This is a genomic window from Halomonas sp. SL1, from assembly GCF_003030865.2.
GTDB lineage: Bacteria > Pseudomonadota > Gammaproteobacteria > Pseudomonadales > Halomonadaceae > Halomonas > Halomonas halophila.
In genome coordinates this window covers 49242-69696 of the sequence record NZ_PYUQ02000021.1, presented here as the reverse complement: position 1 = coordinate 69696, position 20455 = coordinate 49242, and the positions used below count along the sequence as shown (strand labels likewise).

Below are 20455 nucleotides of genomic sequence, written 5' to 3'. Positions count from 1 at the left end.
TAGGGTGTTTTATAGGGTTTTTTAGTGTATTTAGAAGAGATGTTGAATTCCCTGTCTTACGACACCACATCAACACGATCAGTCTAAATGACCTAAAAGGTTCCTTTTAAGTGGGCACAGATGGGATGATGTAATCCCGTGCCCCTTCTTCAGTGTTACTTACAAATGCCTTTACAGCCTTGTTAAGCCTTGCCGACAGGCAGCACCTAACAGGATCAGTGTAAAGCCTCTTGTAAGCCCTCCTAAGCTGTCTTCTCAATAGGGGAGGGTACCCCATCATTCCTCCCTCCCTCCTTCTCAGAAAGCCTGTCACTGCCCTGGTGCTAACGTGTAAATCCATGTCGATAGACAGGAACCTTACAGGGCCTTCACCAGCACTTGACAACAATCCTTACGAAACCTTCAACCCTTTTAAAATTCCCTATAGGGATGTACCATTTTTTTATAAGCTACTGTTGTATAAGGGTTTTATTTCACCATTCACCCTAAAACACCTGATTTCAAGGTTCCGGATGTACCATTTTTGGTATTGAGTGTTGAAGAAAGATGGTAAGAATTATCATTTAAGTATTGACTTTTGTATCAATTCATGTTCAACTAATAAGGTAAGGATAAGATTTTAAAACAAACCCACCTGATAAGTTTTATCATTTAAGGGTTGACAAATGTATGTGCAATGTGGTTACATAGGGATAAGGGATAAACATTCGCAGAGCATACATTTGATAATTCTTATCATTTAAGTATTGACAGATATATGTTTTACCTTTATACTATTCGTGTAGAGTAAGAAAAAGAAACACCTAAGAAGTTAATCAATCCGGATCGGGATAACTACCCTTTGCCGGGTTTCCTTACGTTCTAAATTTAACATCCCGTGCTGAACACTGTGTTTAAAAACACTGGTGGGGAGAACTATTGAATAAATAAAGGAGAAGAAAATAAATGAAAGTACAAGTTAAAAGCGCACCTATGGGGTATGGTAAATCCCGTGATATGATTTCTACCATTACTTCTGAACCAGATAACTTTTATTTCTTGGTGCTACCATATTTGCAAGAAGTTGAACGTTATAAAGAAGCTAACGAGCAACTTCCTGAACATAACCAGTTGATTGAACCTTGTGATGAAGGAAGTAGTAAAACGATTGATCTTCTAAACAATCTCAATAACAAGACTGGTTCTATTGTTACAACGCATAGCATGTTTGAGAATCTTTCTGAAGATCATATTAGGGCTATCAAGAAACGTCCTATGTTCCGTGGTGAGAAAGTATGCGTTCTTGATGAAACCATTGATCTTGTTAAGCCTGTTAACTCTAAGAAGCTTCCTTTAGAAGCACTTAAAGCAGACATTGAAAACGGTTATATCGTGGTCAATGAAACTACAGGTCATGTTGTTTGGAACAGTTTAAAGCAATTTGATAGTGATTCATCATATCCCCATCATGAGCACCTTAAGAACCTATGTGATACAGGAATGCTTTATTTCATCGATGGTCGTTATATGATTATGGAAGTTTCAATAGACTTCCTTGAAGCATTCGATAGGGTAGTGGTGCTGACTTATCGTTGGGAATATTCAATTATGGCTAATTACCTAAAGGTCAATGGCTATACCTATGAATACCTTCCGCTGGATAAGTCTAAGGTGATGGAATCCTATAAGTATATTGTTGATCACCTTGTTATCCCTGATGATTACAGCATTGATGAATACAAGCTTTCTAAGCGTGGTTGGAGTGATAACACTTCAGAGCTTAAGAAGCTGTTCAATAATACTATCAAAGATGCAATGGTTAAATATGATGTAGGCATTGAAGAAACGCTTTTTACTACCTTTAAAACGGCTGGTGGTGAAGACCTTGCAAAGTGGATGACCACGCTTTCTATCGGCAAATGGCAGACAAAAAACACTGCAAACGAAGTGATTCCGGCTGCTTTCTGTGCCCATACAACGCTAGGAACTAACAAGTTCAGTGGTTGCAAACTTATGATCTACGGTCTTGATAAGCATATGATGCCGGGTGTTCAGGCGTATTTCGCTCAGCGTGGCGTATCTATGCCCTCTGATATGAACGATCTTTCAAACCTCCTTCAATGGCTGTTCAGAGGGATTATCAGGGATCGTGACAGCGATGAAGAGATGATTGCCATTATCCTAAGCCCCAGAATGCGCAAGATGGCTCAGGAGTGGCTTGCATGGATCAAGAGGCAGGTTGACCAGGGCGAGCTTGAAGATACTGGAGACAGCCTTTCAGCCAAGCTTACCCCAGAGGTTCGGAGAAAGAAGAAGCAACAATTCAATCTTTGGGTATCTAAAGACTCTGAAAATCGTTCTTGCTTCACTTTCGATGAATACCTTGAACATGGTGGCCCAGCACTGAACAGGCGTATCAAGGAAATGAAGAAAGCAGCATAAATAATGGGGGTTATATGTCAGACGATCCGTATAAAGAATACCGTAGAGAATACAAAGCTAATTGGTATCAAGTTAATAAGCATAAAGTTAACACTGAAGAAGCCTCCTTTAGAGCATGGATCAGACGTAACCCCCAGTATAAGAACACAGAAGATATTAAAGACCTGTACCTTAAGCACGGTGCAACGGAAACGAAGCGAATAGTTTTAAATCGACTTACAAATTAACCTAACCCTCTACGTGGGGTTTTATGAGGGTGCCTTAAAATGAATCTAGAGAAAGAAGAAGTTTACAGAACAAAGAGTGTAATTGACGATACAGACAAGATTTATGACCTAAGCAAAATCTTCAAGCAGCTTTCAGGTGAAAGGGTGATGTTCCCGAAACCGCATTATCAACTCATGAAGCTTTTGATCAGCCTTATAAGCTATGAAAATGTGGTGTACATCAAGCGTGAAGAGCTTTGCAATATCCTTGGTGTTGTAGAGCCAAACCTGCTCAGAAAGCTGAAGATGATAGACCACCTGATTGAATACTATAGCCATCAAGACGATAGGTCAGTTGAACAAGGTTTCGTACGCATCGAAATTAACCCTGTTTATGGGTGGAAACCTTCATATACCAAGTCGCGTGCTGATGCTGTTAAGTGGTGGTATGCGATTCGGGAGCTATGCGAAGAATCTAAACAAGATTTTGTATTGCGTCCTGAGTATCGGGAACACCTTCAATACCTGATGTAAAAGTTTCGCCGGGTTTTTCTTCTCCTCCTCCCGGCACCCCCGCTGCCATTGGATTCAGCCCCTTTGGCAGCACCTATTTAAAAGTTTAGAGCGTTGTATACAGTTGGATAACGGCCCATCAATAGCCGCCAGCGGTAAGACAGCAACGCTCTAATGGTAGAGCCTGAATGTTGTTATAAGCCAGTCAGGCTTTACTAAGACCTTTATACGTTGAGTAATCCTTCTGCGTTCTCCTAGTACCTTCTTCACGCTTGGGAAGGATGCGTATAACGGTCACAATTCAGAGCCTTCCCTCTTCCTCTTGGTGGGCTTTGATAGGGGTTTACAAGTTATTCATCTTCCTTGTAAGCCCCACCCTTTAGATTCCTTCCCGAAGGCTTTAAAAGCCTACCATCTTCAAAGGCGTTTGGCAGACGCAGTTGAAGCGGCATGTTGGTGTTCCGATGATCGTCCCTCCAAGCGTAGGGCACCAACACTTTTAAAGAAGCTTTCGGGAAGGTATTTAAAAAACCTTCAAGTCGGTCGTAAGACCTACGACCTAAAACAAAACTAATAAATTAAATGGAGTATTTTCCATGCCGCTTAAAAATAAGTCTGCCAAGACCGATATCTATATCACCCGTCAAGATAGCATTCGCCTTGGGTTTAAATTTTATATTTCTGAGAACGAGTGTTCTAAGTGCCATAGCCGTCCTTCATTGAGATATACGGTAAACAGTAATTGTATTTCGTGTAATCGCAAGCGGGGGAAGAAGTAATATGTTTACTGAAAACGATTATGCCCAGCTTCCCTCACACTGTCCCGAATATATCAACATTGGCTTTCAAGTCCACCAAGAAGATGGTCTTCCTTCCGGTGTATATAAAGACCCTGAAACAGAGCTTTACTACGCTGTCGCATTCCACGGGAACCGGAACTCACCAGTATTTCAGAATCCCCATAAAGATCCTTTCAAGGCTCACCAGCAATGGCAGAACCTTTGGATAGGTAGTATGCGCCAAGCTTTGCAATATTATAACTTTTCTGAGTTGTATAACGAGAAGATGGCCAAAGGTATACGCCTGTTCGTGGATCGTATTGAGGATGATCTAAATAACAACAGGGAGAGTGTTATCTAATGACAGAACCTAAAAAGCGTGGTCGTCCAAAGAATCACCAGTATCAAAAGATCAAGGATATACCTCCTCACCTGTTTAAAAACCGCCAAATGAATGAGCCATGTGGACAAGAGTTTAAAGATTATCTCAAGTATATGTTAGAGAATCATCCCGACGATCTTCATTACATTTTTAAAGCCTCGCAAGAATACGTCAATTATAACGGCTCCTTCAGAATGACTTTCGAACAGTGGAAAAGCAGGCTGGCCAATAAATTAAATAAAAAGGATGAGTAATGGTATCTTATAACAAGACCTATAGCTACCCAATCGAGCTACACAATTCAATTCAGCAGATGGGAAAGACGGATCTTAAGCTAGAGAATCAATTTAAAACTTACCGTTCAATGCTGGAAGATGCGGTTGTTTCAGGTAGTACCAGTTTCATCAAGTCTGTGTTGAATCGTCCCTTCAAACTAAAAGCACCTGTCAGGGCTACCACTAAAGAGAAACAGGTTATTGAAGCCCTTAACAAGTCCCTTGAAGAACTTCAGCCGTATTCATTCAACAGGACAATGAACAACATTCTTAGCCTTGTTGAGTACGGAACATCCATCCAAGAGTTCACATTTCATCGTAGAGGGGGCTATCAGGTCTTCAAAACCATTAGTCCTATCAGTCTGCAAAGCGTTAATAGGTTTGTCTATGATAGGGGCTACCTTAAGAAGCTTGAGCTAAATGCACCTGAAAACGATGGACTTATTCAGAATGTCGCCCAAGCACCTAAAGAGGTAAGCGGTGATAAGGTGATGGTCTTTAGCTTTCAGGCGGATAACGATAACCCGCTTGGTAAGTCTCTTCTTCGTGGTGCTTACAGCGTTTGGAAGGAAAAGCAAACATACAGGGAGCTGAACCTTGTAGGGGCTTCTAAGAGCCTTTCAGGCGTCATGAAGATTGAAGTACCGTCAGAGTACCTACAGAGTTATTTTACAGACCCTCTCAGTGATCAGGCCGTTCTAGTCGATAATCTGATTGCTCAAGCCGAGATGATGGGACAGGGACGTTCAAGCTTTGTAGCGATTCCTTCAGACGTTACCGAATCAAATTCCAAGCTTTTCAGTGTTGACCCGATCCAAGGGACAGTTGGCAATGGCTTTGAGATTGAATCAAGTATCGCAAGGTGTAATAGAGAGCTTTTCCTATCCCTTCAAAGCGCCGTATTGAGCTTGGGGCAGGATGGGGAGTCTTCAGGTTCTTACGGCCTTTCAAGCACTAAAAGCGTCCTATTGAATACCTTCCTTGAGTCGATTCAAAGCACCATAGCCAGCGAGTTCATGAAGGCTGTCAGAATCGCATATCAGCTTAACGGCCTTACAGACGAACGCTTGCCTTCAATCGTGTTCGATGAGCTTACCAAGCCCACTTGGGAAGAATTTACAGCGGGTATGAAAGACCTTGGGCAAAGCGGCCTTGTAGAGCCTACAGGGGAGCTTGACCGCTGGATTAAGGAGTATGCAGGGGCACCGACTCAAGGCGGTACAGGGGCCACTGGTGAGCTTATGAGAAGCACCAGGGCAGAACAAGAACAGGAGAACGATAATGGATGATCTTGAACAGGTACGCTTGTTGATTGGTGATACCGATACTGACGAACCTTACCTTGAAGATAGCGTTATTCAGTTCCTCCTTAACGAGTCTGGAAACGTGATTCTTGATGCCGCTATAGAGTGCCTTGAGGCGATTATTAACCAGATTGCTCTACAGCCTGACCGCTGGCGAATCGGTGATGCGGAAGAGTATAGGGCAAATGTTGAATCCCTTGAATCTCGTCTTCAGTCTCTTATTTCCAAAAGAAACGCTAAGAAGTATACGGCAATTCCAGTGATCCTGAATACTGACCGTAAAGACTGGGATGACATTAACAAGATTTTTGAATAATAAAAAGGGGGATTTATGGCACTGTTTGAAAGGCTATTGAAGGCTAAGCAGCCAAAGAAAGAAGAAGAAGCACCAAAGGAAGAACCTAAGCAGGAAACCATTTCCGAGCAGGAACTTCACGATAAGCTTAAAGGCTTTCTTTACTCAGACGATATTGTTTCTGAATATATTCATATCTTCCGTAATCTTTATGATGCTAACCCAGAGTTTGCAAAGGTTATGGAAATGTTTGAAGAGAAAGAGAAGCAACTTAATTCAATCAATCAGGGTTCTGAACATTTTGAACAAGTTACGGAACCTGATGATGGACCTACTTCTATCGAAGAAGCGTCAGAAGAATCTAATAAAGATTATCTGATGGAAATTCTAAATGAACGTTATGGAGAATAACACCAATGACTAAAATTAACACTATTGGCCCGAAGGGCGACACCTTCCTTGTACACGCTGATGATTACGATGTGATGTTTGATGCGGTTGATGTAACCGTTTCAGGCGTTGCCGGTGACATTCTGGAAGATGCAGCTACCAAGGTTTCTAGCACCTCTACCAGCGTTATCGGGATTCTTGCTGAAGCTACTGATGGTACTGAAGGCCCTGTTCGCGTTATGACCCGTGGCAACCCTTCAAGCGTCGATCATCAAAAACTCAATTATAACGATGCTGTTCAGGCCGATGTTCAAGGTTGGCTTGAAGATATGGGCATCGTGGTAGTCAATAAGTAATTATAATTTATAAACATAAGGATTAAAAAAGATGCTCGTAGATAACGAATATATTATGGATCGTACTGAAGCGATCAACAAGATTCCCGCTAAGCCGTCTCTTCTGGGTCAGCTTGGTTTCTTTAAGGAGCGTAACGTTAACAGCGATTACGTTACCCTGGATAAAAAAGGTGGTTCCCTGAAGGTTCTTAATGATAAGAGCCGTAACGTTGCAGATAAGAATACTGTTGATCCTGAAGGTTTTGAACAGTTTGTTTTCAAGCTGCCTCACTACCCGACAGAAAGCGTAATTACGAGGGACCAAATCGCGGGAGTACGGGACTTCAACAGTGATTCAGAAAAATCACTGGCTAAAGCTGTAAGTGAACACCTTGAAGACCACGTTGATAACATCTCATACCACTGGGAATACCAGCGGGCTAAGATGCTCTTCAATGCCCAAATCGTAACCGATAACTTCGGCACTTACGATATGCAAACCGAGTGGGGAGTTAGCCAAGGTACTAAGACCCTTGCCCATGCTGCTGATGGGGATACCCTGAAAGCCTTCCGTGAAATGCAGAACAGTTCTAAAGCTGGGCTGCTTGGTGGTCAGGCTCGCGGTTTCTATCTCTTCGCTGGTTCCGACCTGTTTGATTGGCTCCTTGCTAATCCTGATCTGCTGGCCGCAATGCAGATGCCGGGCTGGGGTTCTGCTAATCCGCTGATGAACGAGATTGGCGAAACTGGCGCAGGTTATTCGTCCGTGAATTTCGGGGCTTGCACCATCGTTAATTATACCGACTCTTTCGTTCTTCCTGATGGCACTGTTGAACAAATCCTTCCTGATGCAGAGGGTCTGCTGGTTCCCCGCGCACAAGTGGGCCGTCACCTGTTTGGCCCCGAGGCAACGCTTAGCGGTCTTTCCCAGGGTGGTCGTAAAATGTTCAGCCGTCAGGTTCGTGATGATCGGGATCGTTTCATCAATCTTGAATCTGAAACCAACAGCCTTCCGATTCTGGAAAGCGTCGGCAGTACCATCAAGGTCGATTTTACCCCGTAACATTTAAAGCACTACTAACGAAGGCTCTGGGGGCATAACCTTCAGGGCCTTTTTTGTATCTAAAGAATTATAAAAAGGGGGGAACCATTATGGCAGCACCCAGAAAAACAGAAAGGAACTTCACCTTTCATATCTCACAGGAAGACTTAGAGAACGAAATTGAAATCTTAGCACCCTTGTCTAAGAAGCAAGAAATTTATATCAACGATGACGAACACGATATTTTATTATTCGGTGGAGCTAGCGGGGCGGGAAAATCCTTCCTGAGTCTTTTAAAGCTTCTTATTGATTGCGTCGAAGACCCTAATTACAACTCATTTCTTCTTAGGGAATCCCTAGTTCAGATTAAGAGCCCCGGCAGTCTGTGGGAAGAGGCTAACAAGATGTTCGCACAGTTTGGGGCTAAATCAAATAATATTCAGAACCAAATCAGGTTCCCCAACGGGGCCTTTATCAAGTTCCATTATCTCAAAGATAATGAAAATGACTTCCAGGGTTCACAGGCTAACTTTCTAATTGATGAAGCATCCCAAATTAAAAACGTCGATAACGTTTGGTATCTAACAAGTAGGATGCGGGGTCGTTCAAAGAAACGCAAGACCCTACGGATGACCGCTAACCCTGATCGTAATAGTTTCCTGTTTGGATGGCTGAATAAGGCTGGCTACCTCGATGAGATGGGTTATCCAGAAAAGTCTATGGATGGCGTAACAACGTATCTCGTCCAACTCCAAGGCGATTTCGAATTCTTTCTTAGTCGTAAAGCAATCAAAGACAAGTACGGTGATGCTGCTGCTAAGTCTGCTTACAGTTTTGTTTTCCACTCCGCAAACATATACAACAATCCTATTTATCTCAAGGATCAACCTGAATACGTCTTCAAGCTAGAGAACCTTAAGAAGCTGGAAAAAGATAGACTTCTTCACGGTAACTGGCTGGTGTCAGACAATCCGGCAGGCTTTATCAAGCGAGAGGATTTCAAAGAGATTGACCTTTGTGAAGTCCCGTTAGACATTCCAATCGTCCGTAGCTGGGACTTAGCAGCGACTCCCGTCGATCCCACTAAAGGCAAGAAGAACGGTGGTGATCCTGATTGGACCAGGGGGACATTATGCGGTTATGAGAAGGATACAGGTAACTTCTATATCCTTGATATGAAGTCTCTACGGGATCGTTCAGCACTCGTTGATAACCTTGTAATGAAGACTGCCCGAGAAGATTCTAAATACGATGCTTATACCATCATTCCTCAGGACGTTGGTGCTAGCGGTGTTGAAGTTGCCCAGACGAAACGTACCAAGCTTCTCGCCCAAGGTTCAAAGCCGATTATTCATAAGGCCCGTAAAGCTAAATTGAAGATGGCCGAGAATTTCCTAATTGCAGTACAAGAGGGAAGGGTATTCGTCGTAAAGGGCACCTTCAGTGATGCCAACTATTCAGAGCTTGAGAACTTCCTAGGTGACAATAAGAACAATGGCCATCATGACGATGTTATGGATACGCTTGCTCAGGCTTATTCCATTCTTACCACTGGTCGCCTAATCCCCACCATCAAGCTTGATAAGAATAATCCCAGACTTAAGAATCTGTTCGGTAAAACCCTTCTGAGTTAAAGGATAATAATATATGCCTAATAAATCTTTCTATAGAACAACAGTCGCTTTTTATGCTCAATATGGTCAATACGTTAATGGCCGTTGGGAAGGGGGTTACACCGATCCTGTCATTAAGAAGGTGAATATTCAACCTTTTAAAGATGGTGAAATGCTCGACTTCAATACAGCGACCACCTACTACCAGAAAGGATACAAGAAGGTTTACTTTAAAGAATACCCGGTATTTCCTGAGAATCCCCCTGAAGATTCACAGATTATCTTTTATTACGATGGTCTGTTTTATCAGGTTCAAGGTGATATGGATTATACCACTCCCGGTAAAGGTCCGAAGCACCGCAAGGCCCTCGCTGCAAAGATGGATACTCAGCCAAGTATTACAGCACCATTCTAAAAAACAACAAAGGTATAAATTATGTATGTAGCAGATTTAAAGGCCAAGCTTGGCTTTCGTATTGAAGATAAAAAATTACGCCAGTTCGAAGCCATGCTTAGGAATACCCAGAAGAAGTTAGAGTCTTCTGGTAAACGTCTTCAGAACTCTATCAATGGAGTTACCAGGGAACAGGTTCAAGGCTTAAATAGGGTAGATACCAAGCTTCAACACCAAAAGAAACAGCTCGACGAGATCAACCGGAAATACGTCGAGCAAAAGGCCCTTGCTGATAGAGCCCATGCTGCCGCCTCTAGACGAGCCTTGAAAGGTGGTAGTGGTACTTCTGCTGCCGCTGGCGGTGCTGCTGGTGGGGCTGCTGTAGGTGGGGCAGGGGGAATGATCGGAATGGCCGCTATGGTCGGCACAGGCGGTGCATTCTTCAGTAACGAAGCCTTCCAAGCTCGCCAAGGTCTTATCAAAGCGTTTACCAGCATTGAAGGATCGGTAGAGGCCGCCCGTAGCAAGTTCGATGAGATCGTTAATGAAGCAAATGAATACGGCCTATCCGCCCAGAGCCTTGCAGAATCCTATAAGCAGATTCGTAACGCGCTTGAAGGTACCGGCATCGAAAACGCTTCCTTGAAGGTTACCAAGGCCCTAGAAATCTTTGGTACTGCTACGGGTATGACTTCCCAAGAGACTATCAGGGCTATTGATGCTATCTCTGATACAGCAGCCCAAGGAAGCCTTGATAATATCAACGCTGAACAGCTTGCCCGTAGTACAGGGGTAAACATCGTCAGTATGGCGAAAGCGCTTGATATGAGTGCTCAGGAATTCCAGAAGGCACTATCAGAAGGCAAGATCACCCCAGATAAGTTCATTGAACCCTTTGCAGACCTGTTGCTTGCAAGGGCTAACCAGGGCGGGGCGCTTGATCGTGCAAAGTCTAGCACCCAAGCACAACAGAACAGGGCAGCTAACCAGTTCCTTGAGAGCAACGCTGTATTGAATGCTTCTGGCCTCAACGAATACTTCAACAAGGTCTATCAAGCACTAAGGGAAATGCTACAGACAGCAGAGCCGCTTATTGAAGAACTCGGGGAATTCTTCTCGGGTGCTGCTGAATCATCTTCAAAGAACATCAAATCCTTTGGTAATCTTCTTGCAGCTATTGGCAATGTCAGTGATTCCCTTGATGGGATTGATATTGAATCACCCTTTATCAGTCTTAATGAACTTCTGACAGGGCTTACCAACTTCATCAATGATGTTGCCGATACTATTGACTTCCTTAGAAGCGATGACACTTGGCAAGAGAAGCTTTCAGGGATTAATGACCTCCTCATCAATACCCTTAAGCGTATCACCGAAACTTTCATCAATATGGCAATCGAAAACGTTAATCGAATTCTTCCGAGCTTTATGGAGATGGATAACGTTAACTTTGAGACAAGAAGTCTTAAAAGGCTTAATAGTGACGTTATTGATATGTCAGGCGTTAATGCCTTGATGTCAGAGATTGCCCGTAAGGTTCCAAGGACACCAGATGTACACGATCCAGCAGCATTGCCATTTGGTCCTGTGATGAACCGTCAAGGTGAAGCTTTCAATACCACCAATAACAATAACCAGACGTTTAACTTTGAAATCCACGGTGAAGATGGGAATATTCAGGACCAAGTGATTCAGGTTATTAACGATTATGTAATTAGACCAGCAAGCATTTCAGAGGTGCAAAGTGAAAAATAAATTTAAAAGTCGGTCCTCTCCGACGACCTCCCTAAGGTTCTTCTATACCATTTTTATTGCTGTAGTAATTGCGTTCTGTGCAGGAAGCTTCACAGCAGATGCAACAACTCCAAATATCCTTTATCAACAACAACAGATGCAAGAGTTTAGGATTGAAATTGACCAGTATTACAACACTTTGTACAGCAGGCTTCACGAATTAGACAAAAGATTTGAACAACACCTTGAAGAAGTTGGTAAAGAGTAGTTGATAAGTATTAAATAGCGGTTGCTAGGTCAGTCGTGACCGACTTTTCAGCTTCTATTTAGCGTGCTTCAGGTATGCTAGGTAGAAGCTTTTTTTATGCTTCAACATACGTCAATGTTTAACTATTTATAATCTTGGGTAGTACCCTTATTGGTTTCTTGATTAAACTTTAGTGGTGTGTCCCACCATATATGCCTTTAATTTCTATAGAAAAAGGGGTGTATGCCTTTTGAATCACTCCCTAGGGATTACAATCAATTACAAAATAAATACTTGCTAAAGATATTGACAGATTATTGTATATATGCAGGTAAGTAACGTTGAAGGCTTATTTAACATAAGGGAGGTTATACGAACTCAATATACAGCACTTTCAACGCTTTATAGATAGTAGTTGGCAAGTCATGTCAATAATACTTTTGATAGTTTGTATCTGATTGTATATTATATTATGGAATTCTAAATAAGTAGGGGGGAGGTTATGGGGTAGACCATCATAATGCACTGAAAAGGGGGGTTACATAGAGGATGAGCCTGCGAATACTCGACTCATATACCTTAGTATTATTCGGGGAAGACTCTAAAGAAAAGATATAGGAGATACAGTCTCCGACTATATAGGGTTTTTTAGTCTTAAGTTTCGATATTGAACAGGGGTAGGGGGAATGGTAGGGGTCACTGGTAAAATTGAATAAGGGGTATAAAAAGCCTTATATCTCTCTATATGACTAGGTGTTTTTAGGATATCTCTTGTACGCATTACACCATACGTATTACGGATACGATTACACCCGCTGCTGAGCGTCTTCTTAAGGATTTTCTTAACGGGACCTTCACAGGGCCTTTTGAGTGCTGAAGCGCTGGGCAGGTGATGGGCAGGGCACCTAGGAAGGCTGTAGAAATGGAACCCATATGGAACCCAGAAGGATACATAAGAAAAAAGCCACCTAAAGCGTAAGCTCTAAGTGACTCTTTCCAAAGCGATTTGATGGTCGGAGCGACTGGATTCGAACCAGCGACCTTTGCAACCCCATTGCAACGCGCTACCAAGCTGCGCCACGCTCCGACGTTCTCGTTTGGGCTTGTCGCCGTTGGGCGCGTCCCCCGAGAACGAGGCGTATATTACCTCGCTCCCCCGGAAATGAAAAGTCCTTTTTGCGCTTTTTTTCAAAAGGTTGGCTCCCCGCTTGGAGAACTGCCCTCGCGCCACGCGCTTTGTAGAATAGGGGGACACGGACAGGGAGAACGACGATGCCGCTGATATTGGGGATGAGCATGCTGCTGGCGTGCCAGATGTTGGGTGAGCTGCTGGCGCGGGGGCTGGCGGTACCGATCCCCGGGCCCGTGCTTGGCATGGTGATCCTGCTGGTGGCCCTGCTGGTGCGTGGCAAGGTGCCCGATAGCCTGCGAACCTCCGGCGAGGGCCTGCTGCGTTACCTGACGCTGCTGTTCGTGCCGGCCGGCGTCGGGGTGATGGTGCACGGGGCGCTGATCGGTCGGGACATCCTGCCGATTCTGCTGACGCTGGTCGTCTCCACCGCACTGACGCTGGGCGTCACGGCCTGGGTGCTGTCGCGCCTCCAGGGGCGGCTCGGCAAGGGAGGTCGCGGATGAACGTCGCGCGTCTGGACCAGCTGTGGGTCTATCTGTCCGGCAATCCGCTGCTGTCGCTGTTGCTGACCCTGGTGGCTTTCGCCCTCGCGGTGAGGATCAACAAGGCGCTGGGTGGCACGCCGCTGTTGCATCCGGTGATGCTGTCGATCGTCCTGCTGATCGGCAGCCTGCTGCTGCTCGACATGGATTACGCCACCTATTTCGAGGGTGCACAGTTCATCCACTTCCTGCTGGGGCCGGCGACGGTAGCGCTGGCCATCCCGCTTTATGACCATCGCGAGCGCGTCCGTCGCCTGCTGGTGCCGCTGGTGTTGGCCTGTGTGACCGGCATCGTGACCGCGGTCGCCAGCACCCTGGGACTGGCGCTGGTGCTGGGGGCCCGACATGAGACCCTGATGTCGCTCGCGCCGCGGTCGGTGACGTCGCCCATCGCCATGGGCATCGCCGAGCAGATTGGCGGCATCCCGTCACTGGCGGCCGGACTGGTGCTGCTGACCGGCGCCATCGGCTGTGCGCTGGGGCCGGTGATCTTCCGCTTGCTGCGTATCCAGGACCCGGCGATACAGGGCTTCGCCATGGGGCTGTCGGCACATGGGTTCGGCACCGCCCAGGCGTTTGCTCGCCTCGGCGCGGTGGCCGGCGCCTTCTCGGGGCTGGCGATGGGGATCACCGGGTTGCTGACGGCCTTCCTGCTGCCGCCGCTGGTGCATCTGCTGGGGCTGGGCTGAGCCAAAAGACACGGGCACCGGAGGGGTGCCCGTTCGGCTGGCCGTTCAAATCTCTTCCCACAGGCGCTTGCGGAAGTCCTCGGAGAGTTCGGCGACTTTCTCGAGCCGCTGCCAATGTGTCTGGGCAACGTCCTGCATGAGCCGCTGATAGCACGCCTGCAGCGCCTGGGGATCCGCCTCTTCGCGGTAGCAGCCGGTCATGCGCTCGCCGCTCTCGGCCAGGGCGCGCAGGCACTTGGCCTCGAACTGCATGGCCTCCGCCAGACTCTCCAGCCAGGCGAACTGCATCCGTACCAGGGGCATCGGGCCCTGGATCAGCTGCGGGTTCCACCACTGCAGCATGGCCTCGCTGGCGGGCGGGAACACATGGGGGGTGTCTCCCGTTGACTGGGTCATCTCGAACCTCCCGAATCGCACGGTGACAGGATGGTGCAGCGCCGTCCGCGACAGTCGCTGCCATGTTCGAAGTATAGGCGCTCCTGGCCCGGTCGAGGTTCATGGCCGGGCTTTCCTTTTTCCACTTGATGCGGATCAGGGAGTGCGCATATCGGCGATCCCTGGTCTACGGTCTAGGGACGAGTCGATCGGAGGGCATGTCCATGTGGCGCGTCATCTCATCGGTACTGGCAGCCTTCTTCGGTGTACAGAAGGAGGCGAGGCGCAAGGAAGATTTCTCCCGTGGCGGGGCGGGGCCCTTTATCGTCGCGGGTGTGCTGCTTGCCGCCGCGCTGGTGGTGCTGATCGCCGTGGTGGCGATGCTGGCGGCTCGCTGAGGGATCCCGGCTGCGTTGAAGGGCTCGTTGGTGAACAGGGCACTGGCCTCGCGGTCAGCGAGCAGCGGGAACCTATACTCGATCCAGGCGTGGTGGATGCACGTCGACGTTCAGGAGGGGGCGATGCGGATGCGCAAGCGGCTCGTTTGGACGATGAGCGGGGCCGTCCTGGTCATGCCGGCCACGGCGGCGTTGGCCAACGGCTGGAACATGCCAGTCGGGGTCACCGATCTGAGCCGTGATATCCATGGTCTGCACATGGCCATCTTCTGGATATGCGTGGTCATCGGCATCGTTGTCTTCGGAGCGCTCTTCTATTCGCTCTTTCGCTATCGCCGCTCCCGCGGCGCCCAACCCGCGCGTTTCCACGAGCACACCACGGTCGAGGTGATCTGGACGGTCGTGCCACTGCTGATCCTGGTGGCGATGGCGGTGCCCGCGACGGCCACGCTCAAGTCGATGTACGACGCCTCCGAGGCCGACATGGAGGTGATGATCACCGGCCAGCAGTGGCGCTGGCGCTACGAATACCGCGACGAGGAGGTTGCCTTCCTCTCCAGCCTGGCGACTCCGCGCGAGCAGATCGCCGGCCAGCAGGCCAAGGGCGAGCACTATCTGCTCGAGGTCGACCGGCCGCTGGTACTGCCGGTCGACCGCAAGGTGCGCCTGCTGCTGACCTCCGATGACGTGATCCATTCCTGGTGGGTCCCGGAACTCGGCGTCAAGCAGGATGCCATTCCGGGCTTCGTCAACGAGAACTGGGTACGCATCAACGAGCCGGGCATCTACCGCGGCCAGTGCGCCGAGCTATGTGGCCGCGACCACGGTTTCATGCCGGTCGTCGTCGAGGCGGTGGAGCCCGAACGTTTCGATGCCTGGCTGGCCGAGCGCCAGGCAGAGGCCGCCGAGGCCGCCATGGGGCTCGATCGGGAGTGGGCCATGGAGGAACTGATGGCGCGCGGCGAGCGGGTCTACGGCACCATCTGCGCGTCCTGTCACCAGCCCGATGGCAGTGGCAACCCACCGGTGTTCCCGGCCCTGGCCGGCAACCAGGCGCTGCTGGATGACCGTGAGCGACACATCGAGACGGTGATCGATGGCATCGCGGGCAGCGCCATGCCGGGCTTCGCCAACACGCTGGATCCGGCGGAGATCGCCGCCGTGATCACCTACGAGCGCAACGCCTGGGGCAACGAGGCCGGCGACAGCGTTCAGCCCTCGGCGATCGCCGAGCGGCTCGCCGACTAGACACGGTGGCGGTACTTCTTTCGACGGGCGCGTCCTCGGGGCGCCAACCAGGGGGAACCACGATGGCTTCGCACCTGCCTCCCAAGTCGACCACGCAGCACAGCCAGCCCGCCTCCGCGGGGGTGGCCGCCGAGCCGCACTCGCCGCCGGGGGGGCTCAAGCGCTGGCTGCTGACCACCAACCACAAGGACATCGGCACGCTCTACATGCTGCTGTCGCTGGCGATGTTCTTCATCGGCGGCCTGTTCGCCATGGTCGTCCGCGCCGAGCTGTTCCAGCCGGGGCTGCAACTGGTCGAACCCGAGTTCTTCAACCAGATGACCACCATGCACGGGCTGATCATGATCTTCGGCGCGGTGATGCCGGCCTTTGTCGGGCTGGCCAACTGGATGGTGCCGTTGCAGATCGGCGCACCGGACATGGCGCTGCCGCGGCTCAACAACTTCAGCTTCTGGCTGCTGCCGGTGGCCTTCTCACTGCTGCTGTCGACCTTCTTCATGCCCGGCGGGGCGCCCAACTTCGGCTGGACCTCCTACGCGCCGCTGTCCACCACCTATTCGCCGCCGTCCACCACCTTCTTCATCCTCTCGCTGCACCTGGCGGGCATCAGCTCGATCCTCGGGGCGATCAACATCATCGCCACCATTCTCAATCTGCGAGCGCCGGGCATGCGGCTGATGGACATGTCGCTGTTCGTGTGGACCTGGCTGATCACCGCCTTCCTGCTGATCGCGGTGATGCCGGTGCTGGCCGGGGTGATCACCATGATGCTGCTGGACATCAACTTCGGCACCAGCTTCTTCGATGCCGCCGGCGGTGGCGACCCGGTGCTGTTCCAGCACCTGTTCTGGTTCTTCGGCCATCCGGAGGTCTACATCATGATCCTGCCGGCCTTCGGTATCGTCTCGGTGATCATCCCGACCTTCGCGCGCAAGCCGCTGTTCGGCTACGCCTCCATGGTCTATGCCACGGCCTCCATCGCCATCCTGTCGTTCCTGGTCTGGGCGCACCACATGTTCACGGTGGGCCTGCCGCTGGTGGCCGAGCTGTTCTTCATGTACAGCACCATGCTGATCGCGGTGCCGACCGGGGTGAAGGTCTTCAACTGGGTGACCACGCTGTTCCGCGGCTCGATCACCTTCGAGCCGCCGATGCTGTTCGCCCTGGCCTTCGTGGTGCTGTTCACCATCGGCGGCTTCTCGGGGCTGATGCTGGCGATCTCCCCGGCGGACTTCCAGTATCACGACACCTACTTCGTGGTCGCGCATTTCCACTACGTGCTGGTGCCCGGCGCGGTGTTCGCGATCATGGCCGGCGTCTACTACTGGCTGCCCAAGTGGACCGGCCACTATCCGCACCTGAGGCTGTCCCAGTGGCACTTCTGGCTCTCGGTGATCGGCGTCAACCTGACCTTCTTCCCCATGCATTTCGCCGGGCTGGCCGGGATGCCGAGACGGATCCCCGACTACGCGCTGCAGTTCGCCGACTTCAACATGATCACCAGCATCGGCGCCTTCCTGTTCGGGCTGTCCCAGCTGCTGTTCGTGGTGGTGGTGGTGATGTGCGTGCGCGGTGGCGAGAAGGCGCCGGCCTGCGCCTGGGATGGCGCCGAGGACCTGGAATGGACGGTGCCGAGTCCGGCGCCGCTGCACACCTTCGAGACGCCACCCGATTTCGAGCCGCGGCGTGACTGAGCCGGCTCCGGCGGAGGAGGTCGAACATGAGCGGTGGAAGCTACTACGTGCCCGCGTCGAGCAAGTGGCCGGTGCTGGCGTCGCTGGCACTCGGCGCGATGATGGTCGGCACCGGCACCCTGCTGGTCTTCGGGGTGGCCGGCATGCCGGTGATGGTGGTCGGCCTGCTGGCCGTGCTGGGGGTGATGACGCTGTGGTTCCGTGATGTCATCCGCGAGTCGCGCAGCGGGTTATACGACGCCCAGATGGATCGCTCCTTCCGCTGGGGCATGGGCTGGTTCATCTTCTCGGAGGTGATGTTCTTCGCGGCCTTCTTCGGCACGTTGTTCTACGTACGCACCTTCGCGCTGCCATGGCTGGACGGGGAAGGTGCCAAGGGCGTGGCAGCCCTGCTGTGGCCCGACTTCACCGCCTCCTGGCCGTTGCTCGAGCCCCCCGGCGAGGGCATCGAAGGGCCCCGTGCGGTGCTGTCGCCCTGGCAGTTGCCGCTGGTGAATACCCTGATCCTGGTCGGTTCCAGCATCACCCTGACGGTGGCCCACGAAGCACTCAAGGAAGGCTATCGCACCACGGCGCGACACTGGCTGGCCGGAACCGTGCTGCTCGGGCTGTGTTTCATCGTCATCCAGGGGGTCGAGTACTACGAGGCCTACGCCCACTACGGTCTCACCCTGCAGGCGGGTATCTACGGCGCCACCTTCTTCCTGATGACCGGTTTCCACGGCCTGCACGTGATCATCGGCACCATCATCCTGATTGCCATCCTGGTGCGGGTGTCGCGAGGGCATTTCAGCCGGGACGACCACTTCGGCTTCGAGGCGGCGGCCTGGTACTGGCACTTCGTCGACGTGGTATGGATCGGGCTGTTCACCTTCGTCTATGTGTTCTGAGTGCCTGTGTTTCTGAATGCGTGTGTTCCGAGGGCGTGTCCCGAGCCAGTCAGCCGTCTAGGTGGCCGACATGAAAGCCATAGAAGAGCAGGACCAGCAGCAGCGTCGCCAGCACGACGCGCAGCTTGAGGGAGACGAGGACGCGCCGCGAGCGGCCCCCGTCCTTGATCAGGAACCCGGCGCCGGCGACAAGGCTCGCCACCATGGCCAGGAAAACGAGGGCGATCAGGGTCTTGAATAGCATCTCACACTCCGTGAAAGCGTCCGCCCTCCGGGCCGCCGTACGTGGCAGGGGGCGCCGCCTGGGACTCTGGCTCCTGTGCTGGAGCCTGGTGGTGGCGCTCGGACTGGGACTGGGACTATGGCAGTGGCAGCGGGCCGCCGACAAGCGAGAGCTGCTGTTCCGCCATGAGACGGCACCCGAGCTCGAGAATCCCACCGTATTGCCGCCGGACGGGGCACGCTTGACCCTGAGCGGCGAGTATCTCGGCGACGAGACGCTGTTTCTCGACAATCGCACTCACGGCAATCGGCTGGGCGTGGCGGCCCTGACGCCGCTGCGTGACGAGAAAGGGCGGCTGTGGCTGGTGGAGCGTGGCTTCCTGGCCACCGGCCCCCGTCGGGAGACGCCTACGGTGACCACGCCCGAGGGCACGGTGACGATCGGCGGACGCTGGCAGCTCGCCGGAGATAGCGCGCCGCTGTTCGGTCCCAATCGCGAGGGGCGACGGCTGCAGCGCATGACGCTCTCGGCCTGGCCGTCGCTCGAAGAGTTTGCCCATGACGGCTGGCTGCATCTAGAGACGGGCCCCGGGCGGCTCGAATCCTGGTGGACGCCCACGGTACTGCCGCCGGAGCGCCACCAGGCCTATGCCCTGCAGTGGTGGGGGCTGGCCCTGGCCGCGCTGGTGGTGATGTGGCTGGGCGGCCGGCGCCTGATACGCGATGGTCGTTCGTCGTCTGTGGACGTGAAGCCTGATCCCGAGGAGTGAGCCGATGCCCCACGATGCTGCCGTTGCCTCCGTCTCGTCGCGGCTCAAGCTGCTGGCGCTGTTTGCGGTGTTCCTGCTGCCCATGGCCGTGGCCTGGGGCATGGTCGAGTGGCGACTGGGCATCCCCGAGGGCCGTATCGCCCACGGTCAGCTGACCCCGGACCTGCCGGCGCTGGAGGCCTGGCCCCTCGATGAGGTGGCCAAGCAGGGTGAGGATGACTGGGTACTGGCCTTCGACTGTCCGGCGGCTTGCGACGCCCAGGCCGATCGCTGGTGGCGCCTGCACCGGGCGCTGGGGCGCGATGCCCATCGCATCAGCCGCCTGCGTCTGGGGGGCAGTGGCGAGGTGCTGCCGGGGGCAGCGGCGGCTGACTGGACACAGGCGGCAGCCTGGCGCTCGCCGGGCCGCCTGTGGGTGTTCGATCCCGACGGTCGCGCGGTGCTGGCCTATGCGCCGGATGTCGAGACGGCACAGGTGCTCGAGGACCTCGAGCTGCTGCTCGAACGCAATCCGGAGCCGCCCATGGCGAGACTCCATGCGGAGTGAGCGAGAAGGAGGTTCGTA

At 51.4% G+C, this 20455-nt stretch carries 22 protein-coding genes and 1 tRNA gene; 20 read left to right on the top strand and 3 right to left on the bottom strand.

Annotation, left to right across the window (positions count from 1 at the left end; all coding sequences use genetic code 11):
- Window positions 1–945 precede the first annotated feature (945 nt).
- The 12 genes from C9J49_RS17065 (at window position 946) to C9J49_RS14335 (ending at window position 11704) form a co-directional block, all read left to right on the top strand.
- Window positions 946–2421 (top strand): hypothetical protein, encoded by a 1476-nt coding sequence (locus C9J49_RS17065; protein WP_146613015.1) that lies wholly within the window; start codon window positions 946–948, stop codon window positions 2419–2421.
- Between the two features lie 266 nt (window positions 2422–2687).
- Window positions 2688–3161 (top strand): hypothetical protein, encoded by a 474-nt coding sequence (locus C9J49_RS17060; protein ID WP_146613014.1) that lies wholly within the window; start codon window positions 2688–2690, stop codon window positions 3159–3161.
- 759 nt (window positions 3162–3920) lie between these two features.
- Window positions 3921–4280 carry a hypothetical protein gene (locus C9J49_RS17055; protein ID WP_146613013.1) on the top strand — a complete coding sequence of 120 codons (360 nt, stop codon included), beginning with the start codon at window positions 3921–3923 and terminating at the stop codon, window positions 4278–4280.
- On the top strand, window positions 4280–4555 hold the full coding sequence (locus tag C9J49_RS17050) for a hypothetical protein (protein ID WP_146613012.1): 276 nt from the start codon (window positions 4280–4282) through the stop codon (window positions 4553–4555). The genes C9J49_RS17055 and C9J49_RS17050 overlap by 1 nt, the downstream gene beginning before the upstream one ends.
- The gene (locus tag C9J49_RS17045; RefSeq protein WP_146613011.1) at window positions 4555–5865 is read left to right on the top strand and encodes a hypothetical protein; all 1311 of its coding nucleotides are present in this window, start codon (window positions 4555–4557) and stop codon (window positions 5863–5865) included. The genes C9J49_RS17050 and C9J49_RS17045 overlap by 1 nt, the downstream gene beginning before the upstream one ends.
- Complete coding sequence (locus C9J49_RS17040) at window positions 5858–6196, top strand: hypothetical protein (RefSeq protein ID WP_146613010.1); 339 nt, start codon at window positions 5858–5860, stop codon at window positions 6194–6196. The genes C9J49_RS17045 and C9J49_RS17040 overlap by 8 nt, the downstream gene beginning before the upstream one ends.
- A gap of 15 nt (window positions 6197–6211) precedes the next feature.
- The gene (locus C9J49_RS17035; RefSeq protein ID WP_146613009.1) at window positions 6212–6586 is read left to right on the top strand and encodes a hypothetical protein; all 375 of its coding nucleotides are present in this window, start codon (window positions 6212–6214) and stop codon (window positions 6584–6586) included.
- A 5-nt stretch (window positions 6587–6591) separates the two neighbouring features.
- On the top strand, window positions 6592–6921 hold the full coding sequence (locus C9J49_RS17030; RefSeq protein ID WP_146613008.1) for a hypothetical protein: 330 nt from the start codon (window positions 6592–6594) through the stop codon (window positions 6919–6921).
- Between the two features lie 31 nt (window positions 6922–6952).
- A complete protein-coding gene (locus C9J49_RS14350) occupies window positions 6953–7963 on the top strand; it encodes a major capsid protein (protein WP_107181973.1) in 1011 nt (336 codons plus the stop codon).
- Window positions 7964–8052: 89 nt separating this feature from the next.
- On the top strand, window positions 8053–9576 hold the full coding sequence (locus tag C9J49_RS14345; protein ID WP_107181972.1) for a phage terminase large subunit: 1524 nt from the start codon (window positions 8053–8055) through the stop codon (window positions 9574–9576).
- A gap of 13 nt (window positions 9577–9589) precedes the next feature.
- A complete protein-coding gene (locus C9J49_RS17025) occupies window positions 9590–9970 on the top strand; it encodes a hypothetical protein (protein ID WP_146613007.1) in 381 nt (126 codons plus the stop codon).
- A gap of 21 nt (window positions 9971–9991) precedes the next feature.
- Window positions 9992–11704, top strand: a complete 1713-nt coding sequence (locus C9J49_RS14335; RefSeq protein ID WP_181454306.1) for a tape measure protein — start codon at window positions 9992–9994, stop codon at window positions 11702–11704.
- Window positions 11705–12940: 1236 nt separating this feature from the next.
- Here C9J49_RS14335 and C9J49_RS14330 read toward each other — a convergent pair.
- Window positions 12941–13017 (bottom strand) — tRNA-Pro (locus C9J49_RS14330).
- A 185-nt stretch (window positions 13018–13202) separates the two neighbouring features.
- On the opposite strand from C9J49_RS14330, the gene C9J49_RS14325 reads away from it, so the two are divergent.
- Together C9J49_RS14325 and C9J49_RS14320 are read left to right on the top strand one after the other, a co-directional pair.
- Window positions 13203–13565, top strand: a complete 363-nt coding sequence (locus tag C9J49_RS14325) for a CidA/LrgA family protein (protein ID WP_035595812.1) — start codon at window positions 13203–13205, stop codon at window positions 13563–13565.
- Window positions 13562–14293, top strand: coding sequence for an LrgB family protein (locus C9J49_RS14320; protein WP_046078751.1), 732 nt, complete (start codon window positions 13562–13564; stop codon window positions 14291–14293). The genes C9J49_RS14325 and C9J49_RS14320 overlap by 4 nt, the downstream gene beginning before the upstream one ends.
- Before the next feature lie 45 nt (window positions 14294–14338).
- Here the strand turns inward: C9J49_RS14320 and C9J49_RS14315 are convergent, their stop codons facing one another.
- A complete protein-coding gene (locus C9J49_RS14315; protein WP_146613006.1) occupies window positions 14339–14689 on the bottom strand; it encodes a hypothetical protein in 351 nt (116 codons plus the stop codon).
- A gap of 203 nt (window positions 14690–14892) precedes the next feature.
- Between C9J49_RS14315 and C9J49_RS14310 the strand changes: the two genes are divergently transcribed.
- The 4 genes from C9J49_RS14310 to C9J49_RS14295 all read left to right on the top strand — a co-directional run bounded on the left by C9J49_RS14310 (window position 14893) and on the right by C9J49_RS14295 (window position 18898).
- A complete protein-coding gene (locus C9J49_RS14310) occupies window positions 14893–15066 on the top strand; it encodes a DUF2970 domain-containing protein (protein ID WP_082090853.1) in 174 nt (57 codons plus the stop codon).
- Between the two features lie 129 nt (window positions 15067–15195).
- Window positions 15196–16314, top strand: a complete 1119-nt coding sequence (gene coxB / locus C9J49_RS14305; protein WP_220084875.1) for a cytochrome c oxidase subunit II — start codon at window positions 15196–15198, stop codon at window positions 16312–16314.
- Between the two features lie 62 nt (window positions 16315–16376).
- Window positions 16377–18008 (top strand): cytochrome c oxidase subunit I, encoded by a 1632-nt coding sequence (gene ctaD, locus C9J49_RS14300; RefSeq protein ID WP_107181967.1) that lies wholly within the window; start codon window positions 16377–16379, stop codon window positions 18006–18008.
- Between the two features lie 26 nt (window positions 18009–18034).
- The gene (locus tag C9J49_RS14295; protein ID WP_107181966.1) at window positions 18035–18898 is read left to right on the top strand and encodes a cytochrome c oxidase subunit 3; all 864 of its coding nucleotides are present in this window, start codon (window positions 18035–18037) and stop codon (window positions 18896–18898) included.
- Between the two features lie 49 nt (window positions 18899–18947).
- On the opposite strand, the gene C9J49_RS14290 is transcribed toward C9J49_RS14295, so the two are convergent.
- A complete protein-coding gene (locus tag C9J49_RS14290) occupies window positions 18948–19142 on the bottom strand; it encodes a DUF2909 family protein (protein WP_107182149.1) in 195 nt (64 codons plus the stop codon).
- Between the two features lie 91 nt (window positions 19143–19233).
- Between C9J49_RS14290 and C9J49_RS14285 the strand changes: the two genes are divergently transcribed.
- Both C9J49_RS14285 and C9J49_RS14280 read left to right on the top strand, forming a co-directional pair.
- Entirely contained in the window at window positions 19234–19890 is a 657-nt protein-coding gene (locus C9J49_RS14285) for an SURF1 family protein (protein ID WP_309250824.1), read from the top strand.
- A 4-nt stretch (window positions 19891–19894) separates the two neighbouring features.
- Complete coding sequence (locus C9J49_RS14280) at window positions 19895–20437, top strand: hypothetical protein (protein ID WP_107181964.1); 543 nt, start codon at window positions 19895–19897, stop codon at window positions 20435–20437.
- Window positions 20438–20455: the final 18 nt, after the last annotated feature.

What these genes read in the sequence shown, in the direction of transcription:
- C9J49_RS14315 (WP_146613006.1), bottom strand. Translation starts at nt 14,689, where the DNA reads ATGACCCAGTCAACGGGAGACACCCCCCATGTGTTCCCGCCCGCCAGC.
- ctaD (WP_107181967.1), top strand. Translation starts at nt 16,377, where the DNA reads ATGGCTTCGCACCTGCCTCCCAAGTCGACCACGCAGCACAGCCAGCCC.
- C9J49_RS17055 (WP_146613013.1), top strand. Translation starts at nt 3,921, where the DNA reads ATGTTTACTGAAAACGATTATGCCCAGCTTCCCTCACACTGTCCCGAA.
- C9J49_RS14295 (WP_107181966.1), top strand. Translation starts at nt 18,035, where the DNA reads ATGAGCGGTGGAAGCTACTACGTGCCCGCGTCGAGCAAGTGGCCGGTG.
- C9J49_RS14310 (WP_082090853.1), top strand. Translation starts at nt 14,893, where the DNA reads ATGTGGCGCGTCATCTCATCGGTACTGGCAGCCTTCTTCGGTGTACAG.
- C9J49_RS14280 (WP_107181964.1), top strand. Translation starts at nt 19,895, where the DNA reads ATGCCCCACGATGCTGCCGTTGCCTCCGTCTCGTCGCGGCTCAAGCTG.
- C9J49_RS17050 (WP_146613012.1), top strand. Translation starts at nt 4,280, where the DNA reads ATGACAGAACCTAAAAAGCGTGGTCGTCCAAAGAATCACCAGTATCAA.
- C9J49_RS17045 (WP_146613011.1), top strand. Translation starts at nt 4,555, where the DNA reads ATGGTATCTTATAACAAGACCTATAGCTACCCAATCGAGCTACACAAT.
- C9J49_RS17065 (WP_146613015.1), top strand. Translation starts at nt 946, where the DNA reads ATGAAAGTACAAGTTAAAAGCGCACCTATGGGGTATGGTAAATCCCGT.
- C9J49_RS17025 (WP_146613007.1), top strand. Translation starts at nt 9,590, where the DNA reads ATGCCTAATAAATCTTTCTATAGAACAACAGTCGCTTTTTATGCTCAA.
- C9J49_RS17030 (WP_146613008.1), top strand. Translation starts at nt 6,592, where the DNA reads ATGACTAAAATTAACACTATTGGCCCGAAGGGCGACACCTTCCTTGTA.
- coxB (WP_220084875.1), top strand. Translation starts at nt 15,196, where the DNA reads ATGCGCAAGCGGCTCGTTTGGACGATGAGCGGGGCCGTCCTGGTCATG.
- C9J49_RS17060 (WP_146613014.1), top strand. Translation starts at nt 2,688, where the DNA reads ATGAATCTAGAGAAAGAAGAAGTTTACAGAACAAAGAGTGTAATTGAC.
- C9J49_RS17035 (WP_146613009.1), top strand. Translation starts at nt 6,212, where the DNA reads ATGGCACTGTTTGAAAGGCTATTGAAGGCTAAGCAGCCAAAGAAAGAA.
- C9J49_RS14290 (WP_107182149.1), bottom strand. Translation starts at nt 19,142, where the DNA reads ATGCTATTCAAGACCCTGATCGCCCTCGTTTTCCTGGCCATGGTGGCG.
- C9J49_RS14320 (WP_046078751.1), top strand. Translation starts at nt 13,562, where the DNA reads ATGAACGTCGCGCGTCTGGACCAGCTGTGGGTCTATCTGTCCGGCAAT.
- C9J49_RS14335 (WP_181454306.1), top strand. Translation starts at nt 9,992, where the DNA reads ATGTATGTAGCAGATTTAAAGGCCAAGCTTGGCTTTCGTATTGAAGAT.
- C9J49_RS14345 (WP_107181972.1), top strand. Translation starts at nt 8,053, where the DNA reads ATGGCAGCACCCAGAAAAACAGAAAGGAACTTCACCTTTCATATCTCA.
- C9J49_RS17040 (WP_146613010.1), top strand. Translation starts at nt 5,858, where the DNA reads ATGGATGATCTTGAACAGGTACGCTTGTTGATTGGTGATACCGATACT.
- C9J49_RS14350 (WP_107181973.1), top strand. Translation starts at nt 6,953, where the DNA reads ATGCTCGTAGATAACGAATATATTATGGATCGTACTGAAGCGATCAAC.
- C9J49_RS14325 (WP_035595812.1), top strand. Translation starts at nt 13,203, where the DNA reads ATGCCGCTGATATTGGGGATGAGCATGCTGCTGGCGTGCCAGATGTTG.